Source organism: Burkholderia sp. AU31624, assembly GCF_020420065.1.
Classification (GTDB): Bacteria; Pseudomonadota; Gammaproteobacteria; order Burkholderiales; family Burkholderiaceae; genus Burkholderia.
The window spans coordinates 678,767-693,614 of the sequence record NZ_JAIZRT010000003.1; the positions used below are offsets into that span (position 1 = coordinate 678,767).

11 protein-coding genes are annotated in these 14,848 nt (G+C 68.8%); 1 reads left to right on the top strand and 10 read right to left on the bottom strand.

The features are described from left to right. Nucleotides 1–280 precede the first annotated feature (280 nt). Entirely contained in the window at nucleotides 281–853 is a 573-nt protein-coding gene (locus LGM89_RS13450; protein WP_089495694.1) for a hypothetical protein, read from the bottom strand. Nucleotides 854–1,013: 160 nt separating this feature from the next. Here LGM89_RS13450 and LGM89_RS13455 point away from each other — a divergent pair, with 160 nt between their 5' ends. Further along, a complete protein-coding gene (locus tag LGM89_RS13455; RefSeq protein ID WP_089426404.1) occupies nucleotides 1,014–1,550 on the top strand; it encodes a peroxiredoxin family protein in 537 nt (178 codons plus the stop codon). A gap of 97 nt (nucleotides 1,551–1,647) precedes the next feature. On the opposite strand, the gene LGM89_RS13460 is transcribed toward LGM89_RS13455, so the two are convergent. The 9 genes from LGM89_RS13460 to LGM89_RS13500 all read right to left on the bottom strand — a co-directional run bounded on the left by LGM89_RS13460 (nucleotide 1,648) and on the right by LGM89_RS13500 (nucleotide 14,620). Beyond that, nucleotides 1,648–3,003, bottom strand: a complete 1,356-nt coding sequence (locus LGM89_RS13460) for a sigma-54-dependent transcriptional regulator (RefSeq protein ID WP_226273189.1) — start codon at nucleotides 3,001–3,003, stop codon at nucleotides 1,648–1,650. Between the two features lie 94 nt (nucleotides 3,004–3,097). Further along, on the bottom strand, nucleotides 3,098–5,107 hold the full coding sequence (locus LGM89_RS13465; protein ID WP_226273190.1) for a sensor histidine kinase: 2,010 nt from the start codon (nucleotides 5,105–5,107) through the stop codon (nucleotides 3,098–3,100). A 4-nt stretch (nucleotides 5,108–5,111) separates the two neighbouring features. Beyond that, nucleotides 5,112–6,401, bottom strand: a complete 1,290-nt coding sequence (locus tag LGM89_RS13470; protein ID WP_039346259.1) for a dicarboxylate/amino acid:cation symporter — start codon at nucleotides 6,399–6,401, stop codon at nucleotides 5,112–5,114. 357 nt (nucleotides 6,402–6,758) lie between these two features. Then, nucleotides 6,759–8,444, bottom strand: a complete 1,686-nt coding sequence (locus tag LGM89_RS13475; RefSeq protein WP_226273191.1) for a cation acetate symporter — start codon at nucleotides 8,442–8,444, stop codon at nucleotides 6,759–6,761. Nucleotides 8,445–8,455: 11 nt separating this feature from the next. Further along, entirely contained in the window at nucleotides 8,456–8,761 is a 306-nt protein-coding gene (locus LGM89_RS13480) for a DUF485 domain-containing protein (protein ID WP_071335156.1), read from the bottom strand. Nucleotides 8,762–8,862: 101 nt separating this feature from the next. Further along, nucleotides 8,863–10,068 carry a CaiB/BaiF CoA transferase family protein gene (locus tag LGM89_RS13485; protein ID WP_226273192.1) on the bottom strand — a complete coding sequence of 402 codons (1,206 nt, stop codon included), beginning with the start codon at nucleotides 10,066–10,068 and terminating at the stop codon, nucleotides 8,863–8,865. Between the two features lie 30 nt (nucleotides 10,069–10,098). Next, nucleotides 10,099–11,235, bottom strand: coding sequence for an acyl-CoA dehydrogenase family protein (locus tag LGM89_RS13490; protein WP_226273193.1), 1,137 nt, complete (start codon nucleotides 11,233–11,235; stop codon nucleotides 10,099–10,101). A 14-nt stretch (nucleotides 11,236–11,249) separates the two neighbouring features. Next, a complete protein-coding gene (locus LGM89_RS13495) occupies nucleotides 11,250–12,458 on the bottom strand; it encodes an acyl-CoA dehydrogenase family protein (protein ID WP_226273194.1) in 1,209 nt (402 codons plus the stop codon). Between the two features lie 29 nt (nucleotides 12,459–12,487). Beyond that, a complete protein-coding gene (locus LGM89_RS13500; protein WP_226206755.1) occupies nucleotides 12,488–14,620 on the bottom strand; it encodes a 3-hydroxyacyl-CoA dehydrogenase NAD-binding domain-containing protein in 2,133 nt (710 codons plus the stop codon). Nucleotides 14,621–14,848: the final 228 nt, after the last annotated feature.

Here is a 14,848-nt window from a genome sequence, read left to right on the forward strand (position 1 = left end):
GCGAATCCGGCCCCGGATCGGGGCTCGGCGAGACCTTTGCAGCACGGAATCCGTATCTCGTTGTTTTGATTGACTTTTATCAAAACGCGAGCGAGCGACCAAACGGGCCGGAAGGCCGTCCCGCGCGGCTTGGCGGGAAATCCGGGCAACTTTTCAACAAAGTTATCCACATGCGTTGTGGATAGCCGAAAAAACCTCGCAAAATCCGGCGACTAGCGTCGAAAGCTGCGAATGAACTTTCAGTTGTCGCCGCGTATCTGAGCGCCCTCTCCGGCCGCCGTCAGTCGAGTTTGAACGACCCGAAAAACTGGTCGAGCTGCTCCTGCGTGAGCGGGCCGTCGGCGATCACGACGGCCTGGTACGCGTGCCGGCCGCGCGCGACGAGTCGCGCCACGATCGTCTTGTGCGCGCGATCGCCGCCGGCGGCCGCGCCCGCGACGCGCAGTTCGAGCCCGTTCACCGCGCCGCCGGCCGCGAGCGGCACGGGCACCGAAGCCGTCCGCGGCGCGCCTTCGAGGTTGCGCGACAACCCGGCACGCAGGAACTCGAGCGCCGCGCGGCGCGTGTCGTCGCGGTCGTCCGGCAGCGTCAGCGTGCCGACCGCGAACACCGCGCCATCGACGTGCGCGGCCTGCATCCGCATCGGCATCGACGCGCCGCCGATCGCCACCGGTTGCTCCTCGACGGTCGGCTTCGCCGGCAGGTCGATCGTGTAGCCGGCGTCGTTGTGCAGCGTGCGCCAGTCGTACGACGGCGAGCACGCGGCCAGCGCCGCGCTCATGCACGCGAGCGCGGCGAAGTGTCGCAGCGGACGAAAAAGGGGGCGCAACGAAACGGTGACTTCCTTCGGCATGGAGTGGATCGGGCAGGCAAAGCCGGCATTATCCGCCGAACGTGAATTCCGGGATGCGTGGCCGCCGCCGGTGCGCAAGCCGCATTCGCGCTAAAATGAGCGTCGAATTTCGATGTCCTTTGCATTGATCCGCGTCATCGACCGACTCCGAGAGCACCAGATGAACACCACGCCTCCCGTCCGGCGCAGCGCCGGCCCCGTCCGCTACATCGTCGCCGCCGCCGTCGTCGCGGCGATCGCCGTCGCCGGCTTCTTCGCGTTCAACGGCAAGTCCAGCGTGCCGGACGCCACGTTCACGCTGCTGTCGGGCCAGAAGGTCTCGACGGCAGGCGACCTGAAAGGCAAGGTCTATCTCGTGAACTTCTGGGCGACGAGTTGCGCAACCTGCATGCAGGAAATGCCGCAGATGGTCGATACCTACAATCGCTTCAAGGGTCAGGGGCTGGAATTCGTCGCGGTCGCGATGAACTACGATCCGCCGATGTACGTCGCGAACTACGCGCAGACGCGCCAGTTGCCGTTCAAGGTCGCGCTCGACGACGGCAGCGTCGCGAAGCAGTTCGGCAACGTGCAGCTCACGCCGACGACCTTCGTCGTCGACAAGGACGGCAAGATCCTGAAGCGCTACGTCGGCGCGCCGCAGTTCGCGGAACTCGACGCACTGCTCAAGAAGGCACTCGACGGCAACGCGGCCTGAGCGCCGCCCGATCCGGCTGGAAGGGCCGCGCACCGCGCCCTTCCCCGCACCACGGACCGCACGACCGGGCAACCCGGTTCCGCGGTCCGTTTGCTTTTCAGCGCTCGGTTTCGCCTTTCGCCGACAGCCCGTAGCGCTTCATCTTCTCGTACAGCGTCGCCTTGCCGACATGCAGCCGGTCGGCCGTCGCGGCGACCGCGCCGCCCGTCTGGTTCAGCGCCTCGGCGATCACCGCGCGCTCGAATTGCTCGATGCGCTCCTTCAGCGTCTGCTCGCTGTCGGCGCCGTCGCCGCTCGCGCCCGTCTCCTGCGGCATGTCGGCCACGCCGAGCACGAAGCGGTCGGCCGCGTTGCGCAGCTCGCGCACGTTGCCGGGCCAGTCGCGCTGCATCAGGCTCGCGCGCTGCCGGTCGGTCAGCACCGGCGCGGGCCGCGCGTAGCGCACGGCCGCATCGAGCATGAAGTGCTCGAACAGCGGCACGATGTCCTCGCGGCGCTCGGCCAGCGGCGGCAGCGCGATCGTCACGACGTTGAGGCGATACAGCAGGTCGCGCCGGAACGTGCCGGCCGCGACGAGCTCACTCATGTCGCCCTTCGCGGCTGCCACCACGCGGCAGTTCACGCGGATCGGCTGGTTCGAGCCGAGCCGCTCCAGCACGCCGTCCTGCAGCACGCGCAGCAGCTTCACCTGCAGCGCGAGCGGCATGCTTTCGATTTCGTCGAGGAACAGCGTGCCGCCGGACGCATATTCGAGCTTGCCGACGCGGCGCTTCGCGGCGCCGGTGAACGCGCCGGGCTCGTAGCCGAACATCTCCGACTCGAACATCGGCTCGGGCAGCGCGCCGCAATTCACCGCGATGAACGGCTTGTCGCGGCGCGGCGACAGCTCGTGCAGGCTGCGCGCGATCAGCTCCTTGCCGGCGCCGGTGTCGCCGTTGATCAGCACCGACGCGTCGGTGGGCGCGACGTTCGCGATCAGCTTGCGCACCTGCTCGATTGCCGGGCTGCGGCCGATGATGCGCGGCGCGACGACGTTCTGCCCGGCCAGCTCGCGCCGCAGCGCGTGGTTCTCGAGCACGAGCTCGCGGCGCTCGAGCGCGCGGCGCACCGTCTCGATCAGGCGCTCGGCCGCGAACGGTTTTTCGATGAAATCGTATGCGCCGTCGCGCATCGCCTGCACGGCCATCGAGATGTCGCCGTGCCCCGTGACGAGGATCACGGGCACGTCGGGCACGCGCTCGCGGCACTGCGCGAGCACGTCGAGCCCACTCGCGCCGGGCAGCCGGATGTCGCTGACGATCGCGCCGGCGTTATCCGCGACGATCGCCTTCTCGGCCGCTTCGGCCGACTCGAAGCCGGCGACGTCGAACCCCGCCAGCTGAAGGCTCTGCACGCTGGCCCGGCGAACGAGCGCATCGTCTTCGATATAGATCACTTGCAGCCGGTTGGCCATCGTACTCACTTGCTCCTGACGGGCCGCGCGGCGGCAGCGCGCGCGGCGTCGTTGATACCGATCGTGCGCCGATCGGGCGGGCGGCGTGGCGCGCCTAGCGCGAGCCCGCCGGCTCGGACACGGAGTCCGGATGATGCGTGCGGGCGCGCCGCAGCGTCAAGACGAACAGCGCACCGCCCGAGGGCGCGTTGCGCGCTGTGAGCGCACCGCCCGCATCGCTCGCGATCGACGACGAGATCGCGAGGCCGAGGCCGAGCCCGCGCCCCATTTCCTTGGTCGTGAAGAACGGCTCGAACAGGCGCGGCAGCAGGTCGGGCGCAATGCCGCTTCCGTTGTCGCGCACCTCGACGGCGAGCGTGGCCGCCGACACCGCGATCGTCACCTCGATCGCCGGCGACGCGACGCCGGCCACCGCGTCGAGCGCGTTGCCGAGCAGGTTGATCAGCACCTGTTCGAGGCGCAGATCCTCGCAACGGGCGACGAGTTCGGGATAGTCGCGCGCCAGGTCGAGCGGCGCATCCTGCGCGGGCGACACGGTCGCGTCCTGCAGCGTCAGCGTGAGCGCGACGCCGCGCAGACGCTCGCCAAGCAGCGACAGCACGCTGCGCAGCGCGCGCACGACGAGCGCCTGCTCGTTGCGCGGCTTCGCGCGGCCGACGAACAGCTTCAGCTGGTTCGTGATCTTGCCCATCCGCTCGGTAAGCGCGGCGATCGCCTCGAGGTTTTCCCGCGCGGCCGCCTGCTCGCCGCGATCGAGCAGCACGCGCGTGTTGTCCGAGAAACTGCGCAGCGCCGCGAGCGGCTGGTTCAGTTCGTGCGTGATGCCGGCCGCCATCTGGCCGAGCGCGGCGAGCTTGCTCGCCTGGATCAGTTCGTCGTGCGCGGCGCGCAGCTCCTGCTCCGCGCGGATGCGGTCGCCGACCTCCTTCTGCAACTGCTCGTTCGCTTCCGACAGGTCGGCCGTGCGCTCCTCGACGCGCCGGTTCAGCTCCGCATACGCCTGCTGCAGCAGCGCACGGCCGCGGATCATTTCACGCACGCGCGCGCGGCGCATCCGCCAGTAGAACGCGAGCAGCGCGACCGACACGAAGCCGAAACCCGTGACGATCGTCGCGTTGCGCGCATCGGCGTCGACGGGCGCGATCGGCGCGAGCGTGACGAGCAGCCAGTCGGGCTCGCCGATCCGGCGCTTGCTCGCGAGAAACCGCGGCGCGCGCAGGCCCGGGCCAAGGCGCACGATCTCCGCATCGGGGCCGAGCACCTGCTCGATGCGCAACGGCAGCGGCGTGACGGGCTGCTGCGCGTACTGGCGCGTCTCGTAGATCGACGCGGCGACGGAGCCCGTCAGCGGCCGCAGCGTGTGGTACTTCCACGCGGGCACCGACGACAGGAACACGACGCCGTGATCGTCCACGACGACGAGCGGCTCGGATGCATCGGCGCCCTGGAACCATTCGAGGTTGAGCTTCACGACGACCACGCCCGCGATCTTGCCGTCGCGCCACACGGGCTGCGAGATGTAGTAGCCGGGATCGCGCGAGATCGTGCCGATCCCGAAGAAGCGGCCGACCTGGCCGTTCATCGCATCGAGGAAATACGGGCGGAAGCGGTATTCGATCCCGACGAAGCTGTCGGGCGCGCGCCAGTTGCTGGCGGCGACACACAGGCCGTCCGCGCCGATCACATAGGTGACGGTCGCGTGCGCGTGTTCGTTGAGGTCTTCGAGATAGCGATTGACGCGCCCGGTGTAGTCGGCGCGCGTCGGCTCGGCGAGCAGGTCCTGCACGTACGGATGGCTGCCGAGCAGATAGGGCAGCGACTCGTAGCGGTCGAGCGTGCTCTTGAGCGCGTTGGTGGTGCGATCGACGCGCACGGCGGCGTTGCGCTGCAGCTCGGCGACGCCGCGCCGCCAGGTGATCGTCCACGTCAGCGTGCACGCCGCGGCGAGCGCGGCGGCAAGCACGACGAGAATGAGCAGACGACGCGTCACGGTCGAGGCTTCCTGGCGATGCGGATCGCCTATTGTGTCATAGGCCTCCGCCCTTCCGCCTCGACCGCCGCGGCTCGCACCGCCGGCGGGCGGTGCCGCCGCCTGCTCCTTCATCGCGTCAGACGCCGGCCGTCTCGGTCGGCGTCACTTCGCCGCCGCCCTTCAGCGCCTGGCGCAGCTTGTTGCGGTCGAGCTCCTTCTCCCAGGCCGACACGACGACCGTCGCGACGCCGTTGCCGACGATGTTGGTCAGCGCACGGCATTCGCTCATGAAGCGGTCGATGCCGAGGATCAGCACCATGCCCGACAGCGGGATCGTCGGCACGACGGCCAGCGTCGCGGCGAGCGTGATGAAGCCCGCGCCCGTGACGCCGCTCGCGCCCTTCGACGTCAGCATCGCGACGGCGAGCAGCGTGAGCTGCTGCATCCACGTCAGTTCGATGTTGGTCGCCTGCGCGATGAACAGCACGGCCATCGTCATGTAGATGTTGGTGCCGTCGAGGTTGAACGAATAGCCGGTCGGCACGACGAGGCCGACGACCGAACGCGAGCAGCCGGCCTTCTCGAGCTTTTCCATCAGCTGCGGCAGCGCGGCTTCCGACGAGCTCGTGCCGAGCACGATCAGCAGCTCTTCCTTGATGTAGGACACGAAGCGGATGATCGAGAAGCCGGTGAAGCGCGCGATCGTGCCGAGCACGACGAGCACGAACACCACCGACGTCAGGTAGAAGGTGCCGATCAGCTTGAGCAGTGGCACCAGCGAGCCGACGCCGTACTTGCCGATCGTGAACGCCATCGCGCCGAACGCGCCGATCGGCGCCAGCTTCGTGACGATGTGCACGATGCCGAACAGCACGCGCGTGAGGCCGTCGATGAAGTCGGTGACGACCTTGCCGCGCTCGCCGAGGTGCGCGAGCACGCTGCCGAACAGCAGTGCGATCAGCAGGATCTGCAGGATCTCGCCCTGCGCGAACGCATCGACCATCGTGTTCGGGATGATGTGCATCAGGAAGTCGACCGTCGACTGCCCGTGCGCCTTCGCCGCGTACGACGCGACGGCCTTGCCGTCGAGCGTCGCCGGATCGATGTTGAAGCCGACGCCCGGACGCAGGATGTGCGTGGCCGCCAGGCCGAGCACCAGCGCGAAGGTCGACACGATCTCGAAGTACAGCAGCGCCTTGCCGCCGACGCGGCCGACCTTCTTCATGTCCTCCATGCCGGCGATGCCGGTGACGACCGTACAGAAGATGATCGGGCCGATCACCATCTTGATCAGCTTGATGAAGCCGTCGCCGAGCGGCTTCATGTCGGTGGCGATCGACGGGTAGAAATGGCCGAGGATCACGCCGACGATGATGGCGAAGATCACCTGCACATAGAGCACTTTGTAGAAGGGTTTCTTCTTCACGATGGTTCCTGCAGAAGTAGATGAGCCGATGGAAACGGCGTCACGCGCGCGGACGAATGTCACAGGGGAGATTCACTCGCCCGCGCGGCTGCCGTGCCGCAACAAGCGATGCCTCAGGACGTCCGGAGGGGGAGGAAGGCAGTGGTCATCGATTGTCTCCTTGCTTGCTGTAGTAGTTCGGCCGGGGGAGGGCCGTGCGCTTTATATTGCAAGGTCGATGCCAGGTTCCTGAAACCCGTCAAACCTTTGTATTCATTGTATTTCTCATAATGCGGCAGGCAAGGAAATCCGGGATTCCGGATTTCCGGAAAATATCCGTCCGGCGATCCGGACGGATGCGCTCATTCATCTGACGAATCAATGCTGCACGGCGCGGCCGGCCAGCACGCCCGTCTGCGCGTAGAACTCCTGCTGCGCGAACGCGTCGCGCTCGCGCCGCGCGCGCTCGCCGCGATCCGCGAGCGAGCCCGCAACGATCCCGATGAACGCGAGCGGCACCGACACGAGCGCCGGGTTGTCGAGGAACACCGGTGCGTGCGCGTGGTGGAGCACGTCGACCCACACCGACTTCGACAGCACCGTGAGCGTGACCGCCGACACGAGGCCGAGGCCGCCGCCGAGCACCGCGCCGCGCGTCGTCATCCCGCGCCAGAAGATCGACATCGCGAGCACCGGGAAATTAGCGCTCGCGGCCACCGCCGCGACGAGGCCGACCATGAACGCGACGTTCACGTGCTCGAACAGGATCGACAGCCCGATCGCGACCGCCGACAGCGCGATCGTCGCCGCGCGCGAGATGCGCATCTCGACGCGCTCGTCGGGCTTGCCGCGTGCCCACATCTGCGCGTACAGGTCGTGCGAGATCGTCGTCGCGCCGGCGAGCGTGAGGCCCGCCACCACCGCGAGGATCGTCGCGAACGTGACGGCCGCGATGAAGCCGTAGAACCAGTTCCCGCCGACCGCCTGCGCGAGCTTCACCGCGACCATGTTCGAGCCGCCGAGCAGGTCGTGCGTCAGGCTGAACGTGCCGTTCGCGCCGAGCTTGAAGAACTCCGGATGCTGCGCGAGCAGCACGATCGCGGAGAAGCCGATCACGAAGGTCAGCAAATAGAAGTAGCCGATGAAGCCGGTCGCGTAGAGCACCGACTTGCGCGCCTCCTTCGCGTTCGGCACCGTGAAGAAGCGCATCAGGATGTGCGGGAAGCCGGCCGTGCCGAACATCAGCGCGATGCCGAGCGACAGCGCGTTGGCCGGATCGCGGATCAGCTTGCCGGGGCCCATGATCGACAGCGCGCCCGGATGCACGGCCACCGCGCGGCGGAACATCTCGTCGACGCTGAAGCCGAATTCGCCGAGCGCGAGCACGACGAGCAGCGTCGCGCCGCACAGCAGCAGCACGGCCTTGATCACCTGCACCCAGGTGGTCGCGGTCATCCCGCCGAAGAACACGTACACCACCATCAGCACGCCGACGATCAGCTCGGCCGTGCCGTACGACAGCCCGAACAGCAGCTGGATCAGCTTGCCCGCGCCGACCATCTGCACGACGAGGTACAGCACGACGATGGTCAGCGAATTCGCGGACGTCAGCAGCCGGATCGGCCGCTGCGCGAAGCGGTACGCGACGACGTCGACGAACGTGAACTTGCCGAGGTTGCGCAGCGGCTCGGCGATCAGGAACATCACGAACGGCCAGCCGACCAGGAAGCCGATCGAGTAGATGAGCCCGTCGAAGCCGAACATGAACACCATCCCCGACAGCCCGAGGAACGACGCGGCCGACATGTAGTCGCCCGCGATCGCGAGCCCGTTCTGCAGCCCGGTGATGCCGCCGCCGGCCGTGTAGAAGTCGCGCGTCGAGCGCGTGCGGCGCGCGGCCCAGCGCGTGAGCGCGAGCGTCGCGAACACGAACGCGAAGAACATCCCGATCGCGACCGGGTTCAGTTCGACCTTGTCGGGCATCGGGCCCGCGACGGATACCGCGTGCGCGGCGGTGGAAGCGAGAACGGCAGGCGCGCCGAGCGCCATCGAGAGTCGTCGCATGTCGGCCTCCATCACGAACGCTGCAGGATCGCGTCGACGCGGCGGTCGAACGCACGGTTCGCGCGCAGCACGTAGCACGCGGTCAGGCCGATCGCGACCAGGATGATCGCGACGCCGGCGGCGATCCCGACCGTCATCGTCGCTCCGCGGTACAGCGGCGCGGCGAGCACGTGCGGCGCGAGCGCGACGAGCAAGATGAAGCCGTAGTACGTGGCGATCATCAGCGCCGTCAGCGTGAAGCTGAAGCGGCGCCGCGCCCGCACGAGCTGCTGGTAGTCACGGCGCGCCGTGACCGATTCGATGACGGAAAGCTCCATGGTGTCTCCATTTCCGCCGCGTCGTTGCGCGAGGGTTGTCTTGTGGATGGCTGGCGCGTCGACTGCTCCGCCCGCGCCACGGCGGCAAGGCATGAAGCGCGTTACACGATGCGATCCGCCCGCAGCCGCGCCACCTCGTCGGCCGACATCCCGAGCCAGCCGCCGAGCACCGCCTCCGTATCGGCACCGAGCACCGGCGGCGCACCGCGCACCGGCAACCGCGCGCCGTCGAACCGGTACGGCGGCGCCAGCACGTCGACGCCGCCCGCGACCGGGTGCGGCTGCCGCGTGACGAGCCCCGCACTCGCCGCGCGTTCCGACTTCAGCGCCTCGTGCAGCCCGAGCACTTCGCCGCACGGAATGCCCGCGCCGGAAAGCGCCGTGAGCAACGCCGCGCGCGGCCGGCGTGCGAGTTCGCCGCAAATCTCGGGCAGCAGCTCGGCGCGGTTTTCCGAGCGGCCGAGGTTGGTCTTGTAGCGCGCGTCGGCCGCGAGATCAGGCCGCTCGATCGCCTCGCAGAAACGCGCGAACTGCGTGTTGTTGCCGACCGTGATCACGAGCGGGCCGTCGGCCGCGTCGAACACGCCGTACGGTACGACCGACGGATGCGCGTTGCCGTAGCGCGGCGGGTCCTCGCCCATCAGCAGCGCGTCGAGCCCGTAGTACGCGGTGATCATCAGCCCGCAGTCGAACAGCGCCATCTCGATGCGCCGCCCGCGCCCCGTTGCGTGTCGTTCGTACAGCGCGGCGAGGATCGCCTGCGCCGAATACATGCCGGTGAACAGGTCGACCGCCGCGACGCCGAACTTCAGCGGCGGCTGGCCGGCCTCGCCGTTCAGCGCCATCAACCCGGCCTCGCCCTGCACGACGAGGTCGTAGCCAGGCCGCGCGGCCTCGGCGCCCGAGCGGCCGTAGCCGGAGATCGCGCAGTGCACGACGCGCGGATTCAGCTCGGCCAGCGCGTCGTAGCCGAGCCCGAGCTTTTCCGCGCCGCCGAACTTGAAGTTGTGGAGCACCACGTCGGCCTGCGCGGCCAGCTCGCGCGCGAGCCGGCGCCCGTCTTCAGTCTGCAGGTCGAGACAGATCGAGCGCTTGCTGCGGTTCACGCTGTTGAAGTAGGTCGTCTCGGTGTCGCCGATCCTCAGGCCCCAGTCGCGCGTGTCGTCGCCGCGCGCCGGATGCTCGACCTTGATCACTTCCGCGCCGAAATCGGCGAGCACCATCGCGCACCACGGGCCCGCGAGCACACGCGAGAAATCGAGCACCTTCACGCCGGCCAGCGGCAATGCGCGCGATTCGTTCGTCATCCTTGTCTCCTCCGTTCGCGTCGTTCGTCTTTACTGTTTCGACAGCGCGATGTAGCGCGCGAGGTGATGATCCTCGTCGCCGAGCTGGTGATCGATCATCACGAGGCGCTTCGCGTAGTGCGACAGCGGCAGCTCCCACGTCATCCCGATCCCGCCGTGCAGCTGGATGCTCTCTTCGGCAACGAGCGTGCCGATCCGGCCGATCGTGACCTTCGCCGCCGCGAGCGCGCGTTCGCGCACCCCGCGCGGCGCATCGAGCTGCGCGGCCGCGTTGATCACGGCCGAGCGCGCCTGCTCGACCTCGAGCAGCAGGTCGGCCATCCGGTGCTGCAGCGCCTGGAAGCTGCCGATCGGCAAGCCGAACTGCTTGCGCGTGCGCAGGTAGTCGAGCGTGTATTCCTTCGCGACGTCCATCGCGCCGAGCGCCTCCGCCGACAGCGCGAGCAATCCGTAGCCGAGCACCCGTTCGAGCAGCTCGACGCCCGCTTCGCCGTCGTGCGCGCCGAGCGCGGCATCGGCCGGCAGCACGACGCGTTCGAAGCGCACCTCGGCCGCGCGGCCGCCGTCGATCTTCCGGTAGTCGCGCAGCGATACGCCCGGCGCATCGGCCGGCACGACGAACAGGCCGATGCCGGCCGCATCGTCGTCGTGCCCCGACACGCGCGCGCTGACGACGAAGAACGCCGCTTGCGCGGCCTGGTCGACGACACCCTTCGCGCCCGTCAGCACCCAGCCGTCGCCCGAGCGTTCGGCGCGCGTGCGCACGGTCGTCAGTTCGTAGTGCGAGCCCGGCTCGTCATGCGCGAACGCGGCGCTTGCGCTGCCGTCGATCAGCGCCGCGAGCCGGTCGCGATGCGCGGCGCCGCCGGCGAGCGACAGCGCACGCCCCGCGAGCAGCGCGCCGAGGAACGGCTCGACGACGAGCCCGCGCCCGAGGCATTCGAACACCACGGCGATGTCGAAGCCCGCGCCGCCGAACCCGCCGTCGGCTTCGGCAAACAGCGCGCCGACCGTGCCGAGGTCGGCAAGGCGCCGCCACATCGTGCGATCGAACCCCTCGGCCGACTGCGCGATGCGATCGCGCACCGGGAACGCGTATTGTTCGGCGATGAAGCGGTTCAACGTATCCGCCAGCATCCGGCGGTCTTCTGTGTGCTGGAAATCCATCGTCGCGTCCCTCGTTACAGCCCGAGCATCATCTTCGCGATGATGTTCTTCTGGATCTCGTTCGAGCCGCCGAAGATCGACAGCTTCCGGTTGTTGAAGTACTGCTGCGCGGCGCTCGCGGCTTCGTCCGGGCCGACCGGCTCGCCGTCGTAGTCGCCATCGAGTGCTTCCTCGACGAACGGCTGCGCGTACGGCCCCATCGCGCGCCGCATCAGCGCGGTGATCTCCTGGCGGATCTGCGTGCCGCGGATCTTCAGCATCGAGCTTTCCGCGCCCGGCGCGCCGCCGCCCGCGACCGCGGCCAGCACGCGCAGGTTGGTTGTGCGCATGTTCTCGAGTTCGATCTCGACCCGCGCGACGCGCGCCGCGAAGAACGGATCGTTCGCGAGCGGCTGGCCGTTCTTCGTGACCTTCGCGGCGACTGCCCGCAGCCGGTCGAGCGCGGCCGTCGAGAAGCCGATTCCCGCGATGTTGGTACGCTCGTACGTGAGCAGGTATTTCGCGTAGGTCCAGCCGCGGTTCTCCTCGCCGACGAGGTTGGCCGCCGGCACGCGCACGTCGGTGAAGAACACCTCGTTCACTTCGTGCTCGCCGTCGAGCGTGACGATCGGGCGCACCTCGACGCCCGGCGTGTTCATGTCGATCAGCAGGAAGCTGATGCCTTCCTGCTTGCGCACGTCGGTCGCGGTGCGCACGAGGCAGAAGATCATGTTCGCGTAGTGGCCGAGCGTGGTCCACGTCTTCTGGCCGTTCACGAGGTAGTGCTCGCCCTGCGCGTCGATCCCGCGCACCGCGCTCGTCTTCACCGCTGCAAGATCGGAACCGGCGCCCGGCTCCGAGTAGCCCTGGCACCACCAGTCGGTGCCGTCGAGGATGCGCGGCAGCCAGTGGCGCTGCTGCGCGTCGTTGCCGTACTTGATCAGCACGGGGCCGAGCATGTTCACGCCGAACGGCACGATGCGCGGCGCACCCGCGAGCGCGCATTCGTTGTCGAACAGGAACTTCTGCGCGACGCTCCAGCCGGGGCCGCCGTATTCGCGCGGCCAGTGGCTCGCGAGCCAGCCGCGCGCGTTGAGGATCGCGTGCCATTCGCGCATGTCGTCGCGCGTGAGATGCAGGCCGCTCTTCACCTTGCGCGCGATGCGCGCGGGCAGTTCGGCTCGCAGGAAGCGCTGCACTTCGGTGCGGAAGGCTTCCTCTTCGGGAGTGAAATTGAGGTCCATCTTCGGTCCGTGGCGAATGCGGTGGGCGTTCAGTCGATGCGGTTCAGGCTCGCGAAATCCGCGCCGCGCGCGACGAGATCGACGAGCAGTGGCGACGGCTTCCAGAACAGCGGATCTTCCTTCGCGAACGCGCGGATATCGGCGAGCACGTTCGCGAGGCCGACCGTGTCCGCGTAATGCATCGGGCCGCCGCGATAGCGCGGGAAGCCGTAGCCGTGCAGGAACACCGCATCGACATCGAGCGGGCGCAGCGCGATCTTCTCGTGCACGACGTTCGCGCCTTCGTTGATCATCGCGGCAAGATAGCGGCGCAGGATCTCGTCGTCGGTGAACGTGCGCGGCGTGACGCCCTTCTTCGCGCGTTCTTCCGCGACGATCGCCTCGACTTCCGGGTCCGGCGTGCCGACACGCGCGCCGTCCGGATACAGGTAGTAGCCGCGTGCCGTCTTCTGGCCGAACCAGCCGCGCTCGCACAGCCGGTCGGAAATTTCCACGTAGCGCGCACGCGGGTCGCGCGTCGCCGCGCGGCGCTTGCGGGTCGCCCAGCCGATGTCGCCGCCCGCGAGGTCGACGACCTGGAACGGCCCCATCGGGAAGCCGAATTCGCGCACCGCGCGATCGATCTGGTACGGCGACGCGCCGTCTTCCATCAGGTAGTCGGCCGCCGTGCGATAGACCGCGAGGATCCGGTTGCCGATGAAGCCGTCGCACACGCCGGCGCGCACCGGCGTCTTCTTCAGCTGCTTCGCCAGCGCGAACGCGGTCGCAACGACGTCCGCGCTCACGCGCGCCGGCACGACGATCTCGAGCAGCTTCATCACGTTGGCCGGCGAGAAGAAATGCAGGCCGATCACGTCCGCCGGCCGGTCGATGCTGGCGGCCAGCGCGTCGATGTCGAGATACGACGTGTTGGTCGCGAGCACCGCGCCCGGCTTGCACACGCGCGCGAGTTCGGCGAACACGGCCTGCTTCACGGCCATGTCCTCGAATACCGCCTCGATCACGACGTCGGCCTGCGCGAGCGCGTCGTACGACGTGCTGCCCTTGAAGCGCGCGAGCCGCGCCGCGTGCGCGGCCGGCGTCATCCGCCCTTTCGCGACGAGGCCGTCGTACACCTTCTCGACGTGCGCTCGGCCACGTGCGAGCGATGCTTCGTCGCGTTCGATCATCGTCACCGGCAGCCCGGCATCGAGCGCCGCGACCGCGATGCCCGCGCCCATCGTGCCGCCGCCGACCACGCCGATCCGCTCGACCGGCCGCGCGCTCGCGCGCCGCGCCTCGGGCGCCTTCGCCGCTTCGCGCTCCGCGAAGAACGCATGCACGAGGCCCGCGCGCTGCGGGCTGTCGATGCACTGCAGGAACAGGCTGCGCTCGAGCTTCATCCCCGCGTCGAACGACTGCGTGAGCGCGGCCTCGACCGCGTCGACGATCTTCGCCGGCGAGAACAGGCCACGCGATTTCTTCGGCAGTTCCGCGCGCGCCGTATCGATCGCGGCCTGCGCGGCCACGCGATCGGCGAGCCCCCGCGCATCGCGCGTGCGGCGCACCGGCGCGCCGAGCGACACGAGTTCCTGCGCATACGCGAGGCCTTCGGCGAGCGTGTCGTCGCTGTGCGCGACGCGGTCGACGAGGCCCAGCGCGAGCGCTTCGTCCGCGCTCACATGACGACCCGTCAGCATCAGGTCGAGCGCGGCCTTCGCACCGATCAGGCGCGGCGCGCGCTGCGTGCCGCCCGCGCCGGGCAGCAGGCCGAGCGTGACTTCGGGCAGCCCGAGCTTCGTGCCGGGCACCGCGAGCCGGTAATGCGCGGCGAGCGCGACTTCGAGGCCGCCGCCGAGCGTCGCGCCGTGCAGCGCGACCACGACCGGCTTCGTGCCCGATTCGATCCGCTCGCATACATCAGGCAGCGACGGCGGCGCGATCGGCTTGCCGAATTCGCGGATGTCGGCGCCCGCGATGAAGTTGCGGCCGGCGCCGACGATCAGCACCGCACGGATCGCGTCGTCGGCCTGCGCGGCGTCGAGCGCGTCGGCGAGGCCGCGCCGCACCTCGGCGGACAGCGCGTTGACGGGCGGATGGTCGATCGTGACGACGAGCACCTTGTCGCGCCGTTCGCGCGTGACGGTGCCGGCCGGGCTGGCGGGGGAAGCGGGTGAATTCATCGTGTCTCCTTGACGCGGCGGCGGGTGCGTCGACGCCGGTTCGTGGTTCACGGCCACGCGAGCGGCGCCGGGCACCGGCCCCCGTCCCGCACGAAGCGGGACAAGATCCGGCCGTACGCCGGGCATGACCTGATTCTCGATTGATCGAGATTCATTGACAATTCCCTCCTGCTTTTACAAGCTGTCAAGTCTGACTTGACACTGAATGCTTCCGACCATTAACCGGGA